Origin of the sequence: Sulfurimonas sp. ST-27, assembly GCF_048081595.1 — a bacterium.
GTDB lineage: Bacteria > Campylobacterota > Campylobacteria > Campylobacterales > Sulfurimonadaceae > Sulfurimonas > Sulfurimonas hydrogeniphila.
The window spans coordinates 2,003,933-2,022,869 of record NZ_CP182226.1; the positions used below are offsets into that span (position 1 = coordinate 2,003,933).

The following is an 18,937-nucleotide window of genomic DNA, read 5'->3' on the forward strand; positions in this document are numbered from 1 at the left end:
AAAAAAGTTGACAACCAATGGAGTACAAATCAAAAATCAGATATTAAAAGACAATTTCGGACATAACAGCTTTAGAGAACTCCAGGAAGAGGGTGTGGATGCCATCTTAAAGGGGCAGGATTTACTGATGATACTGCCAACCGGCGGCGGAAAGTCTCTTGTTTATCAGCTCCCGACGATGATGATGGAGGGCATTACTATTGTCATATCTCCTCTTATCGCCCTAATGCAGGATCAGGTCCGCGCACTGCAGGCACAAAACATATCTGCACAAATGATAAGCTCGGCACAAAGTTATGAAGAGGTGCAGGATATTATATCACAGGCATACAATGGTGCTTTAAAGTTTTTGTATCTCTCTCCCGAACGCTTAAACAACGGACATACCATTGAACTGCTGCACGGTTTACATGTAAACTTTTTTGTGATTGACGAGGCACACTGTATCTCCCAGTGGGGACATGAGTTTCGTGATGATTATCGTGCCTTGGGAAATCTGAAACACAACTTTCCACATACGACAATCGCCGCTTTTACCGCAACATCAACAGACAATGTCACACAGGATATTTTAAGAGAACTGCGTCTTGAAAACCCTCTTTTGCTCAAAGGAAAAGTATTTCGCAAAAATATTTTTATTTCCGCGCAAAGACGCATAAGCAACGGCCATGCACAGCTTAAAAACTTTTTGGCAAGACACCAAGACGAAAGCGGAATCATATATGTGAGTTCGCGAAAAAAAGCCGAAGAACTCAGCACTTTTTTAAATGTCAACGGCTACAAATCTCTTGCCTACCATGCAGGCCTGCCTCAACATGTAAGAGAACAGAATTTTAAAATCTTTGTCAACGACAAGATCAACATTATGGTGGCGACCATTGCCTTTGGCATGGGCATAGACAAAAGCGACATCCGTTTTGTCGTGCATATGAGCCTGCCAAAGTCACAGGAGAACTACTATCAGGAAATCGGACGTGCGGGACGTGACGGTGAAGACAGCGAAGTGCTGTTGCTGTTTAATGCAGGCGATATGGCACAGCATAAAAGGTTTCTGGCAGACATCGAAAATGAAGAGTACAAAGCCCATCTTGATACAAAAATAGACAAAATATACAAATATGCCACCAGCGAGATCTGCTTTCACAAACAGCTTGCCGAATACTTTAACGACACTCTTGATGCCTGTAAAGAACGCTGCGACAACTGTCTGACATCCGATGACAAACGCCAGGATATCACCAAAGAGGCACAAATGATTCTCAGTACAATCTACAAGACCAATCAGGGTTTTGGAAAAAACTACATCATAGATATTCTTCGCGGTTCCACTGAACAAAAGCTGCTTGCCAACGATGCTGACAAGCTTTCAGTCTATGGCATCGGCTTGGAACTAAGCAAAAAAGAGTGGTTTGTCATCATTGAACGCCTTTTGGAATTAAAAATCTTACTGCTGGGTGATTTCAGCGTTTTAAAACTCACAAATGATGCCATAGCCGTACTCAAATCACAAAAACTTGTAGATATCAAATCTTCCAGACTCCAGATAAACATAAAAGAGAAAAAGATCAAACAGGCAAAAGAGTTTGATTATGATGAAGAGTTATTTGAAAAACTTCGGGCAAAAAGAGCCGAACTCGCAAGTGAAATGGGGGTACCTGCCTACATCATTTTTGGAGATAAAACACTCAAACACCTTGCCAATGACATGCCGACCAACAAAGAAGAGATGCTTGAAGTAAACGGTGTGGGAGAAAAGAAATTCGCACAGTTTGGAAAAGAGTTTTTGGATGTTATCAATGACTAAACAGGTGACAAAAAATTCAGTTCACTGTCTCGCAAGGGTTGTACGTCAGGGTTACATATAATCTTGTGTTGCATATTCACCGGTTCAAAGTTGCTTAACTCCCTCAGAGATGCCACCGTTGCAGCTCTGAAATCCTCTCCTTTGTTTAAATAGATATAAAACCCGTTTACATGTAAGGCCAGACGGGTTTTGAGTGCTGTAGAGTATGTTGTCAAAATCGCATCTTTTTTCATACTCTTTTTTATATCACTGAAATACTCCTGTGTCCAGAGCATCGGATTTGCATCAGGCGAGAAAGCATCCTGATAGACAATGTCAAATTTGTTTTCAAATTTTTTTACATACTTCCGTGCATCCCCTAAAAAAAGTTCTATGCAAATCGTCTCATCCTCATATCTTCCCTGTGTACTGAGTGCTGTTATTACCTCGTGCAGTATTTTAAATTCCTCCGGATAGTGAAAAGAAGGCAGGGATTGCACCAGTTTTGCATCCAACTCCGGAGAATATATATGCAGTTTTATCTGCGGTGCATATTTTTTGTAATGCAATACTGTTGCCAGAGTATTAAACCCGAGTCCGTAACAAATATCTAAAATAGCTACCTCTTTTTTCTCCTTTACATGTAAAGAAGCAGGGAGTATATGCTTTTTCAAGGACTCATGCAGGGCACCGTCTCTTGTTGAATGATAGTGCTGGGCATACTCTTTTGAGTAGGCCGTATAGCTTCCGTCTTTTGTAAGTTCCAGGGTATGCATATCTGTGTCGAATCTGTCTGTATCTTTTTTCATGATGCTATTTTACCATTGTGTTACTCAAAATATTGCACAGAGAAACAAATTGTAAAAATTTCTAATAATAAATAATCGTTTAAGTTTACTTCTGTAATAATAAAGGATAATTATTTTCCATTAAGAAAATAGTTCTTTAAAGGATTTATTATGCAATCATACAAACATACCATTGTAGATGGTGATGAAATCGCAAAATGGTGGCCAAATCAGCTTAATCTTAAAATACTTACACAGAACAATCCGCGTCTGACGCCTGCAACATCAGAGTTTTCTTACAAAAAAGCTTTTGGGACACTCCCCTATGAAGAACTCAAAAAAGATCTTATTTCGCTTATGACGACTTCCGTTTCCTGGTGGCCTGCCGATTATGGGCATTACGGTCCTTTTTTTATTCGTATGGCATGGCACAGCGCCGGCACCTATAGAATCACAGACGGACGCGGCGGCGCAGCAACAGGCAACCAGCGCTTTGCCCCGCTTAACAGCTGGCCCGATAATGTCAACCTGGACAAAGCCCGCCGTTTGTTATGGCCTCTGAAAAAGAAATATGGAGAGAAAATTTCCTGGGCGGATTTAATGATACTCGCCGGAACTGTGGCGATGGAATCTATGGGTTTACAGACTTACGGTTTTGGCGGCGGCCGTGAAGATATCTGGCAGACTGAAGAAGACATTTACTGGGGAGAGGAAGAGGAGTGGCTTGCAGACAAGCGCCATTCAAAGGACAAAAAGCTTCAAAACCCATTAGCTGCTGTCCAGATGGGACTTATCTATGTGAACCCTGAAGGCCCTAACGGAGAACCGAATGTTTTGGCTGCTGCTGAGGACATACGGGTAAGTTTTCGTCGAATGGGTATGAATGATGCAGAAACAATTGCGCTTATTGCAGGCGGACATACCTTTGGCAAAAGCCATGGAGCCGCTGATCCTCAAAAGTATGTAGGTCCCGAACCTGAAGCAGCCCCATTGGAACAACAGGGCTTTGGCTGGAAAAACAGCTATAAAAGCGGCAAAGGAGCCGATACTATTTCAAGCGGCCTAGAGGGTGCCTGGACACCGACACCCACAAAATGGGACAACAGCTATCTTGAAATTCTGTTTAAATATGAATGGAATCTTGAAAAAAGCCCTGCAGGTGCGTGGCAATGGGTCCCTGTCAATCCTGATGCAGAAGATTTCGCCCCTGATGCACATATAGCAGGGAAAAAAGACAAAACAATTATGTTTACAACAGATTTGGCACTGCGAATGGATCCTGAATTTGAAAAAGTTTCCCGCTCTTTTTTAGAAAATCCGGAATTATTTGCCCAAAGTTTTGCAAAAGCATGGTTTAAACTGACACATCGGGACATGGGTCCAAAATCACGTTATCTTGGACCGGAAGTACCGCAAGATGACTTCTTGTGGCAAGATCCGCTTCCTGCTGTTAATGAGGATACGCTGATAAATGACGATGAGACAGAGGCTCTTAAAGAAGAGATTTTACAAAGCTCCCTGCAAATCTCCGAGCTGCTGTATACCGCCTGGTCATCTGCTGCAAGCTACAGAGATTCAGATAAAAGAGGCGGTGCCAATGGTGCAAGAATTGCTCTGGAACCACAAATAAACTGGCAGGTGAACGATCCGAAACAGCTGCAACAAGTATTATCTGTTTTGCAAGAAATTCAAAAAGATTTCAATGAAAATCATAAAAATAAAATTTCACTTGCGGACATGATTATCCTTGGAGGAGCAGCGGCACTTGAAAAAGCTGTACACAATGGCGGCTATGCAAAAAAAGTTCCTTTCCTACCGGGAAGAGTTGATGCGACACAGGAGCAGACCGATGTTCACAGCTTTGCATACCTTGAACCAAAAGAGGGAGATGCCTTTAGAAATTATCTTCCAAAAGAGTCTCAGGTAGCTGCTGAACGTCTTTTACTCGACAAAGCACAACAATTGACACTGAGTGTTCCTGAAATGACAGTGCTCATCGGTGGGCTGAGAGTGCTCGGGGTCAATTATAGCCAAAGTGACTATGGAGTGCTCAGCGATAAAAAAGAGAGTCTCAGTAATGATTTTTTTGTAAATTTGGCAGATATGAATATACAATGGTCTGCAACAGATGAAACACACAGCTTGTTTGAGGGCCGCCAAAACGGCGAAATTCGATACAGGGCAACACGCGCAGATTTGATTTTTGGTGCAAACTCGCAACTGCGCGCACAAACAGAATTTTATGCCCAGGATGACAAAAAGGAACAGTTCGTAGATGACTTCATTTCGGCATGGGATAAAGTGATGAATTTAGACAGGTTTGATGTTTTATAAAATTATTTGATGATTTCTTGATGAAACACTTCTTTTAGCTCATCAAAAGGAATCATCTCCTGTGTCAAACGAACTGCAAAAGGGGCAGGTGAAGTTTGAGAAAAATTATAACCCGTTGCCCCACATGTGCATTTTTTTTGCCATGACCAGATCATATTCAGGCAGTATGTCTATGGCATTGGGAGCGCGAAATTCAAATTTTTCCAACAGCTCTTTTGTCTTTTCTATATCCATTGTTCCTTTTTTTTGCATAATTATCACATTTGCCGTATTTGCAAGTGTTGTGTAGGCAATTCTGAGGAGCAACTCCGGGTTTTGATGCCTAAAAAAAACATCTTTGAAAATTACGATGTCATGATCTCTGGGCAATGCACGAAAAGGTTTTGAAAAATTTGGTATATACTCTATTTTAATCTCTTTGAGGGCATCGGGAATTTGCAGCTTTTTTTCTGTATAAAGAGCCAGATGAAACTCACCCTCAACTGCTGCAATCATTTTTTGCAAAGCAAGGGTCGTTGCATCAATTTTGTCGGTAATCTGAATATAGTGATTTCCCGGCAGAGGGTTAAAAAGTTCTAAAAACTGTTTTAACTCCATTGTTTTTCCTAATATGCAAGATCATGCAGTTCTCGAAATAAATACGCTTCTACAATCTCATCAATCGTTTTTTGCGTATGTGCAACGAGTACCATCATGGACATATTCATAAAGTCCATAACAGGTTCACCATCGCTGTTTACAACAACGGCTTCAGACCAGTTCTCAAAACCGTCGTATGTGTCACAATGCAGTACCTCTACAAGTTCACCCTCTTCTATACGAAGCTGTGCCCATGTTTTTGCTTCTAAAACCGGTGTAATCTCGGCTTCTTGCACATCTGCAGTGTTCATCGGTACTAAAACCAACATTAGCTGTTTATCTCTTTAAGTTTCTTTTTACTCAGTTGCAGTTTTTTGTTATCCATCACGCCTATTTTATGCGAAAGAATGTCACTGGCAATTTTTTTGGCATTTTTAAGAGAGTGCATTTTATAGGTTCCGCACTGATAAATATTGAGTTCAGGAATATCTTTTTTGCTCTTTACATGTAAGACATCTTCCATAGATTTTTTCCAGGCCTTTGCCACTCTTTTTTCATCAGGAGTTCCAATTACCGACATATAGAATCCTGTACGGCATCCCATCGGCGAGAGGTCTATAATTTCAACATTTTTCGAATTTAAATGATTACGCATAAATCCTGCAAAAAGGTGTTCCAAGGTATGAATTCCCCGTCCGTCCATTTTGTCTTCGTTTGGTTTGTAAAAACGCAAGTCAAAAACTGTAATTTTGTCTCCGCACGGTGTTTTCATAACTTTTGCTTTACGCACTGCAGGTGCCGGCATAATTGTGTGGTCAACGGTAAATGAGTCTAATAATGGCATGAGTCTATTCCTTAGTTTATATTACATGTATTTTAGCGAAAAAAATTGATGATAAATTGAAGGATGAAAGCAGGCATGAATTTTAGCCCGGACTGAAGTCCGGGTTCCGAAAAATAAAGAAGTTTTAGATTTATTGTAGTTTGTGCCAAAGTCAGAAAAAGGCTAGGCTAACAGCCTGCCGTTTCTGACTTTTGTGCAAAATGCGGTGAAGATGAAACTTCTTAAACGCGAGCTTCTTCTCGGCGGTTTAAGTACTCCCAGTTTGCATCTACACGTTCTTGCCACTCTTTAATAAGATGTTTGTATTCATCTTTAAAAAGATGCTTGAAACGTCCCTGTGCAGCCAGATATTCTTCAACAGGAATAACGTTTTTTGGTCTGTATGTTATGTTTAACTCATGCCCGTCAATGATTTCATAAAGCGGAAATACCAACGAATCAGTCGCAAGGTCCGTTAACAGCATCGTATCTTTTGGGTCAAATTTCCACTCGGTTGTACAAGGAGAAACTGCATTGATAAATACAGGCCCCTCCACTGCCATACCGTGTTGGATTTTTTTCACCATATCTTTCCATTTGTTTGGAGCTACCTGCGCCGCATACGGAATACCGTGGCTTGCCATAATGCTTACCATGTCTTTTTTGTTTTTCTTCTCACCGTAGCTTACACGACCTGCCGGTGCAGTTGTTGTGCTTGAACCGATCGGTGTTGAAGAGGAACGCTGTCCGCCCGTATTTGCATATACTTCATTGTCTAAAACAACATGCATCATATTGTGCCCACGCTCCATACAGCCTGAAATCCACTGAAAACCGATATCGTAAGAAGCACCGTCGCCGGCAAAAGATACGAATTTAGGGTTACGGTCAGGCTGCTTGAGACGGCCTTTGCGTTTTAATGCATTATACATGGCTTCAGCTCCTGCAACAGCAGTTGAGCCGTTTTCAAAACCGATATGAATCCATGAAGCATCCCATGAAGTATAAGGATACACTGCTGTACAAACTTCTAAACATCCGGTAGATGCTGAAAGAACCAGGTCATCATTCGTTGCATTTAAAACTTCACGAACAATGATAGAGTGTGCACAACCAGGGCAAAGAAGGTTTGCCCCTTCAAAACGGTCTGCTGATGTAGAAAACTCTTTTAAGTTTTTAATTTTTTTCATTTCACTCATCGTTTTTTCCTATAAAAATTGTAATTTCGGTCCACGAACACCGATAAATTGTTGTAGTGGAGTAAGCACCTTGCCGGCATCAGCATTTGCCTGCAGTTCAGTATACAGGTCTGTGAGATGTCTTTTTGTTAAATCTCTCCCGCCAAGACCATAAATGTAACCCGAAAGTAAGGCTTTTGTATCTGTGTTAAAAAGTGCACCCGCAATTTCATTAAAAAGCATACCCGGCGCTCCGTTTGGAGACGAACGGTCAAGTGCTGCTATAGCTTTTACATCTTTAAGCGCTTCTTGAATTTCAAAAAACGGAAACGGCCGAATAACACGAAGTCCGACAACACCGGCCTTAACACCCTTTTCTCTCATCTCGGTTGCCACTTCACGGGCAGTTTCCACTGAAGTACCCATACATACAACACACACATCCGCATCATCCATATCATATTTTTCAACGATATTGTATTTGCGTCCTGAGAGTTTCTCGAACTCATCAAAGGCTGCTTGAATCTTTGGCATTACTTTTGTCATAAGGTCATTATGCTGGCGTGCTTTATGTTCAAAATGCCAGTCTTCTTCTGTTTGTACTCCGTGTGTTACCGGATGTTCAAAATCAAGCATATCGTTCATAGGCTTGAAATCACCTACAAAACTGTATGCGGTATCATCATCAAGTGTATGCACACCCTGTGCTGTATGTGAAGTCATGAAACCATCCTGGTGTACCATACACGGCAGTCTCACATCATGATCTTCAGCCACTTTAAAAGCGATAAAGTTCAAGTCATACGCATCCTGAGGGCAGTATGCATCAAGCTGTATCCAACCGCAGTCGCGTCCAAGATACATATCTGAATGGTCACCATTTACGTTCAGCGGTGCAGCCAATGCACGGTTTACGACATTTAAGACAATCGGCAAACGCATACCGGAAGCCTGATAAAGCGTTTCAACCATTAAAGCAAAACCCTGTGAAGATGTTGCGGTAGCAACACGCCCGCCGGCAGCTGCAGCACCGATACATCCTGACATTGCCGCATGTTCAGACTCAACCATTACGAATTCACCCTCGACATAGTTGTCTGCCAAAAATTTTGCATATCCCTCAACTATAGGAGTTGACGGCGTAATCGGGTATGCGGAAACAACATCAATTTGACACTGTCTCATTGCCTGCGCAGCTGCAAAGTTTCCATCCCATACTTCGATATCTCTTAATTCCATTTTATCAAATGCCATCTATTTCTCCTTTGTCTCTTTAGCAGGCCAATTTGCTATTTCTGTTTCTTCGTCTGCCTGTTCCGGAAACATTAAAAGTGATTTTGGGTTTGTAGGACAAACCTCAACACAAATTCCGCACCCTTTACAGTGATCCATATCTATACCTATCATCTTTTTGTCTCTTGAAATAATTGAAATATCCGGACAGTAGACCCAGCAAAATTGGCAATCAATACAAAAATCCTTATTAAAAACCGGTTTTTCAATTCTCCAGTCAGCAACACTTGCAGAAAAAGAGCTGTTTTGTGAATACGGACGGTCTTCTTGGAGTGTACCCGCAATATCTTCTACTGCACCATCAAATGTACGAAGCATTGCTCCGATTTCAAATTCGTCCCAACCTGTATTTGCCATCTATAGCTCCTTATTTTACTTCATCATATGCGCGCTGTATGGCGATCATATTTGCATCAACAATTTTCTTAGGCAGTTTATCTAATATTCTCATCATATTCTCTTTAAAGAATTCAATATCATACATACCCGATATCTTCATAAAAGCACCAAGCATCGGTGTATTAGGAATAGGACGCCCAATCGTTTCTTGCGCAATTTTAATACAGTCAACCGTGTAAACATCTTTGCCCTCAAGTTTTGGCTGAGAGGCGACAAGTTCTTCTGTACTCATATGCGTTGTAATGATGTATTTTGTATTGTCTTTCCCGTTTACCGTAACATCTGTTGTGTATACCAAAGCGGGATCTATGACAAAGACATAATCAGGCTCCATATATTTTTCATGATTCATGATTACTTTATCATCCACACGATTATATGCTGTCATCGCAGCTCCACGTTTTGCAGAACCGTAAAACGCAAATGCCTGTACATGTTTACCAGTTGTAGAAATAACGTCTGCCAAACCCTTGGCACCTGTAACAGCACCTTGGCCAGCACGACTATGCCATCTAATCTCTAGCATAAATTCTCCTTCAATTTTCAAGAAACTTACTTTAACAATTTTTGTCAATTCTTAAGCTCTATTTTAGAACAGACCCACTTAAAGTTAGCTTGATAATATGATTAAGATTAACTTATACTATAAAGTGTGCGGTTTTTCTACTTTTCAGGTAACCGATTGCATCCAAAGAATCATTAAATATAATGTCAGAAAACTTTTTTAAACTTTTTTTCTCTTCATATCCACTCAAAACACCGATGGAATTGACACCGGCATTTTTTGCCGACAACAGATCCATCTGTGTATCTCCGATCATCCATATCTCTTTGTTTTTTGTATCAAAACTCTGCAGAGCTTTTAAAATCGGTTCCGCATGCGGTTTGGGATTTTGCACATGTTCTCTGCCTACAAGGACCTCAAATTTATCCATTAATCCGAAATGTTCCATTAAAATCCGGGAATATTTTCCTGTTTTTGTTGTCACTATTCCCAAAGAAGCAAATGCTGCTGCCGCTTCTACGGCCTCTTTGGCATTGGGCAGGAGTTTTGTTTTTTGCGTGGAAATTTCTCTGTAATGCTCTTTGTAGGTAGTGACAAAATCCAAAACAAGCGCTTCATCCACCCCGAGTTCTCTGTACATTACATCCAAAGGATGGCCGATAAGCGCCTTTATCTGTGCATCAGCGGGTACAGAGAAGCCGTGCACTGCAAAAGAGTTGTGAAAACTCTCCAAAATTGCCTCTGTCGAGTCTATAAGTGTGCCGTCCAAATCAAATAATATTATCACGTCAGTTTTTCTCCCATTGTATGTAGTTGTGCCATATACCGCTTTGTGCCGGTTGAATATGCTTTATCTTTTTGTTCACGGCCGTGATGGAATTTGGAATATACAAAAAAAGATAAGGGTTGTCCTCTGCAATGATTTTAAACATCTTTCTCCACAGCTCTCCCAGTTTTTTTCTGTCAATTGTCGCCTGCGATTTTTCTATCATTGCGTCTATTTCACTGTTGTGATAGCCTACAAGGTTAAAACCGCCCGGTTTATCGCTTTTTGAGTGCCAGAACATATAGGGGTCGGGTGTAGGTGAGAGTCCCCAGCCCAAAAGAACCGTGTCAAATTTATGCGGAAAAACCACCATATTTAAAAAGGCCTGCCACTCCATGACTCTCAGCTTGACAATTACACCGGCTTTTTTGAGCTGATACTGCAGGATTTCTGCCGCATAGGGGCGAATCGAGCTGGCGTTTGATGTGGCTATTTCAAAAGTAAAAGGGTGCTGCTCGTCATAACCTGCCTCTTTAAGCAGTCTTTTTGCCTCCCCAATATTTTGTGTCGGAGCTTTGACATCAGGATTAAAGGCAATTGTTCCCGGCAGAAACGGACCCGTGCAGACCTTTGCATGTTTTAAAAAAAGGATGTCGATGAGTTCCTGCCTGTCAATCGCCAAAGAGAGTGCGCGTCTGACTTTCGGATTTTGAAACTTCTTTTTTCGCAGATTAAATCCGAGATATGTATAGGAGAGAGTGATTTTTTCATATATATTGAAGTTTTCAAAAAATTTCTGAGTAAGCTGTCTTTCATAGACGAAAGGCTCTACACTGCCGATATCCAGTTGTCCTGATTTAAGCATCAGAAATCTTGTCATTGCATCACCGATAACATGAAAAGAAACAGTATCTATCTTTGGTCTGCCCTCGAAATACGCATCAAAAGCAGAGAGCTCTATATTTTTTGAGTATTCAAGACGTGTCAGTTTATAGGGACCTGTCCCTGTCGGATGTGTATTAAAAGAGGCGTTCATCAGGTTTTTTTCGTTTTTTAAAACATGTTCGGGGAGTATCCCCATCATCCATGTCTCAAATGCCTTAAAGTAAGGTTTTGTGTATCGTACTTCTATCTTGTAGTCATTGATAATCCTGACGCTTTTGACAAAACGAAAATCTGAACTGTAAGGGGAAACTATTTTATCTGAGAGAAGTGTTTTATAGGTAAAGAGCACATCCTTGGCACTGAATTTTTTGCCGTCATGCCACAAAACATTTTTTTTCAGTTCAAAAACAAGTGTTTTATTGTCTTTAAAATAAAATTTCTCTGCCAAATCCCCTATAATCTCTTTGGAATCTTTGTCATATTTGACAAGCCCGTTAAATATAAAAGAGCTGATTTCCGAGGAAGAAGAATCTGTTGCCAAAACAGGATTGAGTCTTGAAGGATTTGACGATGTAGCCAGATGCAAAGTGGCTCCGTTGAGAGAGCCCAAGAAGAAACTCCAGGAAAAAAAAAGAAAAAAAACCGTCTTTGCCATTACTGTACAACTTTACCGTTTACTGTAAGTCTGCTGTCTGTAAATGCTATATCAAAATAGACACTCTGCGCATCCTCTTTTGCATAGGATACAATCACTGCTGCCAGAGGTGTATCTTCTATCATTTTGAGATAGAGTGCTTTTGCCACTTTTATTTTCATATTCATCTGTGCATTTGCAAGCAGCAACAGAGGTGACATCTTGAGTTTTTTGGCAAAATCTTTGTCCTGTGCTATTTTCAAATCACTTTGAATTTTCATACTGCCAAGTTCTTCAATCCTGTTGAGTGTTATATTTTCAAAGGAGAGGTCCGATACCTTTACATGTAAACCGTGTGCAAGCATGGCAAGCAAGGCCTGCTGTTTTATCTGTTTTGACTGTGTGAGTAACTGCGAAAATTTTTCATAGCTTTGTTTGTCCAGGTCCTCAATAGAGATATCGCTGTTCAATGCTTTGAGAGAAAAATTTAATTTATTTGCGTGAAATATCAAAGTATCTATAAAGCTTTTTGAATGCAATGCCACTTTGCCGTCTTTTTCAGAAGAAGAGGAAGCCATATCCACATTACCAAGAGATATATTGATATCATCCTGAGAATTTTTCATCAAAAACTTGATTTGAAATACTTTAGTATCCGTTGTATAGTGGGAAAAAGATGCAAATTCACTCCTGTTTTGCAAATTATTTATCTCAAAAGAGAGTGCATTTGCAGCATCTTCCAAAGCGAGCTTCATTGTTTGTATATGAAAAGTCATATTTTCTGCTGCAAAAAGGCTTCCCTCTCCGCTGAACCTGACACCTTCTAACTGCATACGCACATTTGCATTCTTTTTTACACTGTAATGCGTATCTATATCTTTGACAAAGCCGTTAAAATCACTACTGAGCACATTGTACTCTACATGATACAAAAGCCCTTTTGCATCAAGAAAGTCAGTAAAATATCTGTAGGCTTGCGGATTGTTTTTTTTCATCTCCTGCATAAGTGTATTTGCAAACTGCAAAGGATATACCTCTACAGTCACAGCCTTTGAAAAGGGAATATTGCTGTAGGCAACATCTGCGCCTATTGTCGCACCTTGAAAAACTTTCTCTACAGCCGGCGGCACTGCTGATTTTGTGTAAGAACGTAAATAGTTTTGCAGTGCCTGTGTATCTTGCAAAACAAATTCAAAATGCTGTTTTGTGTTAAGATAACCGCTCTCTTTTGTACTCTTTTTAAGTACCAGACCCTGTGACTGCAAAACCTGAATATTTTCATCTATAAGTTTTTGCATGAAACTGTTGCCGAGAAACGGAAAAAGAAGCATTATGAGTATGGTAAACAGTGTGAGAATGAGCGTTGTTTTTTTCATATAAATACCTGCTTTTTTATGGAACAGACATTATATACTAATAGAGTTAATTTATTGTGTACTTTGCAAAGAGGAGATAAAAAAGAATTTTACCAATGCAAAAGGCATTGATAAAAATTCCAAACGATTAACGTTTAGAGAACTGGCGAGAACGACGAGCTTTACGCTTACCTGGCTTCTTACGTTCAACAACACGTGAGTCACGAGTCATCATACCTTCAGGTTTAAGCATTGCTTTTAATTCCGGGTTGTATGCTACCAAAGCACGGGAAATTCCGTGACGAAGTGCATCTGCCTGACCACCGAAACCACCGCCTAAAGTAGTAGCAACGATATCAACATTTGTTTCTTGTTTTGTTACTACCAATGGCTGTTTTACACGAAGTTTTTTCGCTTCAAGTCCGCCCAACCATGCGTCTAACGAAAGACCGTTGATAGTGATTTTACCGGTTCCTGGAGTTAACCATACTTTTGCTACAGAGGCTTTACGACGACCTGTTGCATATATTTTATTTGCCATATAATCAGTCCTTATTTAGCAATTTGTGCAGTGTGAGGATGTTCAGCACCTGCATAAATTTTTAATTTTTTAAGCATTTTAGCACCAAGCTTTGTTTTAGGAAGCATACCGCGAGTTGCCAACTTATACAGTTTCTCAGGGTTCTTTTCTAAAAGCTCAGTCATTTTAACGCTCTTTGTACTACCGAAGTACCCAGAGTGAGAAAAATATTCTTTGTTTGCTATTTTTCCAAGACCGTTAAATTTTGCCTTAGAAGCGTTGATGATAACTACGTAGTCACCACAGTCGATATTAGGAGTAAAACACGGTTTGTTTTTCCCACGAAGTATAGTAGCTACTTCAGTGATCATACGACCGAATGTTTTACCCTCAGCATCAATCAAAACCCATTTTTGATCGATTTGTTCAGGAGTTGCAATTTTTGTAAATTTCATTCTCGAACCCTTCAAGTAATTTTATTTGATGGAAGTATAGCCGTATAAACTTACAAACAACTGAATTTAAGTTATTTATAAGTTTTGCCGATTAGGGTTTCTCTGCTATAATCTTGTAATGAAAAATTATCTTATTATACTTTTATTCTCCTTTACAACTGTTTTGGCGGGTACTCTCAACATTGCAACCGCGGCAAATGTCAGTTATGCCCTTCCCCGACTGATAAAAGAATTTCAGAAAAACAATCCGCAAACAAGAGTACAAATGACTACAGGCAGCAGTGGAAAACTCACAGCACAGATAATGCACGGCGCACCTTATGACATTTTTCTCTCTGCAAATATGGCCTATCCAAAAAAATTATACGAAAAAGGCTTTGCTCTGACCAAACCGGTTGTGTATGCCCGGGGCGCGCTTGCTCTTTTTAGCACAAAAAAAAGAGAGTTTCAGCAGGGAACAGCTCTCGTTCTTGACAAAAATATCAGAACAATAGCCATAGCCAATCCGCAAACCGCACCTTACGGAATAGCAGCGCGTCAGGCATTGCAAAATGCCTCTTTGTATAAAAAAATCAAAAAGAAACTTGTTTACGGAGAGTCTGTCGGACAGACTGTTGCCTATGCAGTCACGGCAGCTGATTTGGGTTTTATCGCCAAGTCAGCACTCTTTTCTCCTAAAATGAAACAGTATGAAGAAGGCGTCAATTTTAAAGATGTTGATCCAAAACTCTACACACCCATTGCACAGGGTATTGTTTTGCTCAAACATGCCACAGACAATGCAGACGCACACTCTTTTTACACCTTTTTACTCTCACAACCGGCAAAAGAGATTTTCAAAGCGTACGGATACAGTGTACAATGAATACAATTCCAGCAAAAGCAGAGACAATCCAAACAGTACAAAACTTACATGTAGTACACTTTACATGTAATGAGAGCACGCTGGGCATGATGAGCCTTGAATTGCCCCAAACACTCACACAAAACACAGAAGTTCTCCTTACATGCAAACCCACAGCCATAGCCATAGCAAAAAATCTTCAGGGAGAACTGAGCCATGCAAACCAGTTACATGTAACGGTGCGTTCTATAGAAGTCGGAGAGCTCTTGTCTGTTGTAGAGTTACAGTTTTATGACAATGTTTTGGAGTCCATCATCACAAGCGATTCTTTGCAAAGAATGCAGTTGCATGTAGGGGAATCTGTCATCGCACTGATAAAATCAAGTGATTTGTCACTCAAGGAGATAGTTTCATGAGTTTTGAACCCTTTGTGCTCTCCTTCAAACTTGCGGCGTTGACAGCTTTTATTCTCTTTTGTATCGCCCTGCCGCTTGCATGGTTTCTCTCACAGACAAAATCACAAACAAAACCTTTTTTAGAAGCCCTTACAGCTTTGCCAATTGTTCTGCCCCCTTCTGTTTTGGGGTTTTATCTGCTTTGGGCATTTGCATACAGCTCCCCAATCGGTCACTTTTTTGAAGAGACTTTTGATGTCAAACTTGTTTTTTCTTTTACGGGACTTGTTGTGGCAAGTTGTTTTTACTCTTTGCCATTTATGGTGCAGCCTCTTCAAAACGGGTTTGAGAGTCTCAACAAAAATATGCTTGAGGCGAGTTACATTGCCGGCAAAAGCAAACTCCAGACTCTGTTTTTTGTCGCCCTGCCAAATATGAAACCGGCGGTACTCACTGCCGTCATTGTCACTTTTGCCCATACAGTCGGAGAATTCGGCGTAGTTTTAATGGTAGGCGGCAGCATACCGGGTGAGACAAAGGTGGCCTCTGTAGCCATTTATGAAATGGTGGAAAATATGGACTACACTGCCGCTCATATCTACAGCGCCATAATGGTGGGCATCTCTTTTGCAGTACTTCTGAGCGTCTACATCTTTAATGCCAGACACAACAGAAGGTTTGGATTATGATACATATAGATGTCACAAAAACACTTCACGGAGCCCAGGGCGTTATGCCTTTACATGTAAAGCTCAATATTAAAGAGGGCGAGTTTGTAGCCATCAGTGGGAAAAGCGGCAGCGGAAAGACTACACTTTTGAGAATTTTAGCAGGGCTTGAAGAGGCCAAAGGGAGCATCACTGTACAAAACAGCGTCTGGCTTGATGCAAAAGGGGCCCTGTCTGTTCAAAAAAGAGCCATCGGTTTTGTTTTTCAGGAGTATGCCCTTTTTGAAAATATGAGTGTAGAAAAAAATCTGCTTTTTGTCAACAATGACAAAAAATTAGCCGAGCATCTTTTGGAATTGAGTGAACTCTCCAGCCTCAAAGAACGCTATCCAAACAGCCTCAGCGGCGGGCAGAAACAGAGAGTCAGCATCTGCCGTGCCTTGATGAAAAAACCAAAAATATTACTGCTTGACGAACCCCTCTCGGCACTTGACCCTGCTATGCGGACAAAGCTGCAAAACGAACTGCTTGTGCTGCATAAAGAGTTTGGCACGACAACCATTATGGTCAGTCACGACCCGAGCGAAATATACCGTCTTGCCTCTCGTGTCATCATTTTACAAAACGGAAAAATAATCAATGACGGCGCACCAAAAGAGGTTTTGCTCAAGACGCAGGGCAGTCAAAAATTTTCTTTTGAGGGAGAACTGCTCGATATTAAAAAAGCAGATGTCATCTACATCGCTGTTGTAGCCATAGGACAGCAACTCGTCGAGGTTGTCGTCAGCTCCGCAGAAGCCAAGAATCTCCAAATCGGACAAAGTGTCAGACTCAGTACAAAGGCTTTTGCTCCGACTGTCACACAAAACTAAAGCTTTTTATTGGCTTAACGGTATTCCCCCCCCGTTTATTATAAACAAATATTAATCTTTTTCATGCTAGTCTATGGTTAATACTACTAGGAAATATAATGATGTCTGAAAAATATTGGGAAATTTTAGTCGTTGATGATGATGTTGCTGTGCATAATGTCATTAAGAAAGAACTGCAAAATATCTTTATTCAAAACAAACCCGTAAAAATCCTCCATGCACACAATGCACAAGAGGCGAAAGAACTCTTAAAAAACAATGCTGATACTGCTATTGCTTTTATTGACATATCTATGGAAACACCCGACGCAGGCTTGAAGCTTGTTGAACATATAAGAAATGTTTTGCACAACAGCAACATAAGAATTGTCATGATAGACAGCGGAAACTCGCCGGTTCCTCCTGATAAAATTTTTGACCATTATGATATTAACGGCTACAAAGAAAAAGAAGAAATTGTAAGCGGTAAATTTTATTTTATCATCCGCAATGCACTTAAGCAGTATGAACAATACAAAGAGATCAAATCCAGCAGAGACGAGATCTATAAAAAGATGACGACCAATAATGTAACCAATCTGCCAAACAGAATCAAACTCTCAGAATATCTGGACACAATGGGAGAAAAATCTCTTATACTCATCAATATAGACGACTTCAGCCTCATCAATGAACATAACGGGTTTGACTTTGGCAATGAAGTACTGCGTGCTTTTGCAAAATTTTTGGAGAAAAAATATGGCAGATATGCCCAGGTTTTTCATCTGCACTCCGATAATTTCGCACTCTTGTGTGTCAAACAGGGAAATGAAACAACCGAAGAGAATATTTTACGCATCAAAGACGATATTGCAAAATATATTTTTAACGTCAACGGTATAAAAACACGCCTGACAGCAAGTATAGGCATTGCACTGTACGAACGCGGAAATATCATCCAAAAAGCGGAGTTTGCCCTCAAAGAGGCACGCCGTTACGGCAAGAACAGTATTCAAAAGTATACAGATGATTTGAACATACTCCGGACGATTCATACCAATTCGCTATGGAGTACAAGGGTACGCGATGCCCTGCACAACCATAAAATGCATACCTATTTTCAGCCTATTTTAGAAGTAAAAACCGGTAAAATCATTAAATACGAAGCCCTTGTCAGACTGGAATATGAAAATGAGATCTACTCCCCTTTTCATTTTTTGGATGCGGCACTCTACAGCGGACAGATATTTAAAATATTTCAGTTTGTCTTGGAAGAGGCCTGCAAAAAGGCTGTCCAAAGCACTTACTTTTTTACGGTAAATATTAGCCAGTATGATATACAATACCCTGATTTTTTACAAACTGCAAAAAGAATACTCAAAAAGTACAATCTGCCACACTCCAGAATAACATTTGAAATTCTCGAAAATGACAGTATTGCCCACAATAAAAATATTCAAGCACTTTTAAATGAACTCCATGCAGAGGGCTTTCGGCTTGCCATAGATGACTTTGGTGCCCAGTGTTCAAACTTTGGACAGCTCAACAACCTGCCCATAGATTTCATTAAAATTGACGGAGCCTACATCAAAAATATCGTAACAGATGAAAATTCTCAGATAGTCACGACTACCATTATTGACTTTGCCCACAAAAAAGGGATTCCGGTCATTGCAGAATATGTCTGTTCCAAAGAGGTGTATGATTATGTAAAGGCTTTGGGCGTGGAGTATGTGCAGGGGTATGAAATAGCAGAACCGAAACCTGATCTGTAGGAATTAGACTCTTTGTCTCCTTAGTACAGATAAAAAGCCTTTCCTTCTGAGAATCCTCATTTAATTGATTAATAAAAGTTTTATGAGCAGCGATATATAATATTTAC

General features: G+C 40.4%; 20 protein-coding genes. 7 read left to right on the forward strand and 13 right to left on the reverse strand.

Features of this window, described 5'->3' with window-relative positions:
- Nucleotides 1-28 precede the first annotated feature (28 nt).
- On the forward strand, nt 29-1,804 hold the full coding sequence (gene recQ, locus ACM66U_RS10535) for a DNA helicase RecQ (RefSeq protein ID WP_418641417.1): 1,776 nt from the start codon (nt 29-31) through the stop codon (nt 1,802-1,804).
- Here recQ and ACM66U_RS10540 read toward each other — a convergent pair.
- Nucleotides 1,801-2,592 (reverse strand): tRNA (5-methylaminomethyl-2-thiouridine)(34)-methyltransferase MnmD, encoded by a 792-nt coding sequence (locus tag ACM66U_RS10540; RefSeq protein ID WP_418640729.1) that lies wholly within the window; start codon nt 2,590-2,592, stop codon nt 1,801-1,803. The two genes, recQ and ACM66U_RS10540, sit on opposite strands and share 4 nt — an antisense overlap.
- A gap of 150 nt (nt 2,593-2,742) precedes the next feature.
- On the opposite strand from ACM66U_RS10540, the gene katG reads away from it, so the two are divergent.
- A complete protein-coding gene (gene katG, locus ACM66U_RS10545) occupies nt 2,743-4,905 on the forward strand; it encodes a catalase/peroxidase HPI (protein ID WP_418640730.1) in 2,163 nt (720 codons plus the stop codon).
- A 105-nt stretch (nt 4,906-5,010) separates the two neighbouring features.
- On the opposite strand, the gene ACM66U_RS10550 is transcribed toward katG, so the two are convergent.
- The 12 genes from ACM66U_RS10550 to rplM all read right to left on the reverse strand — a co-directional run bounded on the left by ACM66U_RS10550 (nt 5,011) and on the right by rplM (nt 14,297).
- A complete protein-coding gene (locus ACM66U_RS10550; RefSeq protein WP_346389706.1) occupies nt 5,011-5,502 on the reverse strand; it encodes a hypothetical protein in 492 nt (163 codons plus the stop codon).
- Nucleotides 5,503-5,510: 8 nt separating this feature from the next.
- Complete coding sequence (locus tag ACM66U_RS10555; RefSeq protein WP_151899464.1) at nt 5,511-5,813, reverse strand: hypothetical protein; 303 nt, start codon at nt 5,811-5,813, stop codon at nt 5,511-5,513.
- Complete coding sequence (gene luxS / locus ACM66U_RS10560) at nt 5,813-6,328, reverse strand: S-ribosylhomocysteine lyase (RefSeq protein ID WP_418640731.1); 516 nt, start codon at nt 6,326-6,328, stop codon at nt 5,813-5,815. The genes ACM66U_RS10555 and luxS overlap by 1 nt, the downstream gene beginning before the upstream one ends.
- A 221-nt stretch (nt 6,329-6,549) precedes the next feature.
- Nucleotides 6,550-7,506, reverse strand: a complete 957-nt coding sequence (locus ACM66U_RS10565) for a thiamine pyrophosphate-dependent enzyme (RefSeq protein WP_226066313.1) — start codon at nt 7,504-7,506, stop codon at nt 6,550-6,552.
- A gap of 9 nt (nt 7,507-7,515) precedes the next feature.
- On the reverse strand, nt 7,516-8,739 hold the full coding sequence (locus ACM66U_RS10570) for a 2-oxoacid:ferredoxin oxidoreductase subunit alpha (protein ID WP_346389708.1): 1,224 nt from the start codon (nt 8,737-8,739) through the stop codon (nt 7,516-7,518).
- On the reverse strand, nt 8,740-9,135 hold the full coding sequence (locus ACM66U_RS10575) for a 4Fe-4S dicluster-binding protein (RefSeq protein ID WP_346389709.1): 396 nt from the start codon (nt 9,133-9,135) through the stop codon (nt 8,740-8,742).
- Nucleotides 9,136-9,145: 10 nt separating this feature from the next.
- Nucleotides 9,146-9,703 carry a pyruvate flavodoxin oxidoreductase subunit gamma gene (locus tag ACM66U_RS10580; protein WP_346389710.1) on the reverse strand — a complete coding sequence of 186 codons (558 nt, stop codon included), beginning with the start codon at nt 9,701-9,703 and terminating at the stop codon, nt 9,146-9,148.
- 112 nt (nt 9,704-9,815) lie between these two features.
- Nucleotides 9,816-10,469: an HAD family hydrolase gene (locus tag ACM66U_RS10585; RefSeq protein WP_346389711.1), complete on the reverse strand. Its 654-nt coding sequence runs from the start codon at nt 10,467-10,469 to the stop codon at nt 9,816-9,818.
- 1 nt (nt 10,470) lies between these two features.
- Nucleotides 10,471-11,988 (reverse strand): peptide-binding protein, encoded by a 1,518-nt coding sequence (locus ACM66U_RS10590; RefSeq protein WP_418640732.1) that lies wholly within the window; start codon nt 11,986-11,988, stop codon nt 10,471-10,473.
- On the reverse strand, nt 11,988-13,343 hold the full coding sequence (locus tag ACM66U_RS10595) for a hypothetical protein (RefSeq protein ID WP_418640733.1): 1,356 nt from the start codon (nt 13,341-13,343) through the stop codon (nt 11,988-11,990). Before ACM66U_RS10595 ends, ACM66U_RS10590 begins: the two co-directional genes overlap by 1 nt.
- A 127-nt stretch (nt 13,344-13,470) precedes the next feature.
- Nucleotides 13,471-13,863, reverse strand: coding sequence for a 30S ribosomal protein S9 (gene rpsI, locus ACM66U_RS10600; RefSeq protein WP_151899451.1), 393 nt, complete (start codon nt 13,861-13,863; stop codon nt 13,471-13,473).
- 11 nt (nt 13,864-13,874) lie between these two features.
- Entirely contained in the window at nt 13,875-14,297 is a 423-nt protein-coding gene (gene rplM, locus ACM66U_RS10605; RefSeq protein WP_151899450.1) for a 50S ribosomal protein L13, read from the reverse strand.
- 118 nt (nt 14,298-14,415) lie between these two features.
- Between rplM and modA the strand changes: the two genes are divergently transcribed.
- From modA to ACM66U_RS10630, 5 genes are all read left to right on the forward strand, one after another.
- Nucleotides 14,416-15,162 (forward strand): molybdate ABC transporter substrate-binding protein, encoded by a 747-nt coding sequence (gene modA, locus ACM66U_RS10610; protein WP_418640734.1) that lies wholly within the window; start codon nt 14,416-14,418, stop codon nt 15,160-15,162.
- On the forward strand, nt 15,159-15,557 hold the full coding sequence (locus ACM66U_RS10615; RefSeq protein ID WP_151899448.1) for a TOBE domain-containing protein: 399 nt from the start codon (nt 15,159-15,161) through the stop codon (nt 15,555-15,557). The genes modA and ACM66U_RS10615 overlap by 4 nt, the downstream gene beginning before the upstream one ends.
- Nucleotides 15,554-16,225, forward strand: a complete 672-nt coding sequence (gene modB / locus ACM66U_RS10620) for a molybdate ABC transporter permease subunit (protein ID WP_151899447.1) — start codon at nt 15,554-15,556, stop codon at nt 16,223-16,225. Before ACM66U_RS10615 ends, modB begins: the two co-directional genes overlap by 4 nt.
- Nucleotides 16,222-17,076 carry an ATP-binding cassette domain-containing protein gene (locus tag ACM66U_RS10625; protein ID WP_418640735.1) on the forward strand — a complete coding sequence of 285 codons (855 nt, stop codon included), beginning with the start codon at nt 16,222-16,224 and terminating at the stop codon, nt 17,074-17,076. Before modB ends, ACM66U_RS10625 begins: the two co-directional genes overlap by 4 nt.
- A 98-nt stretch (nt 17,077-17,174) precedes the next feature.
- Nucleotides 17,175-18,830, forward strand: a complete 1,656-nt coding sequence (locus ACM66U_RS10630; RefSeq protein ID WP_418640736.1) for an EAL domain-containing protein — start codon at nt 17,175-17,177, stop codon at nt 18,828-18,830.
- Nucleotides 18,831-18,937: the final 107 nt, after the last annotated feature.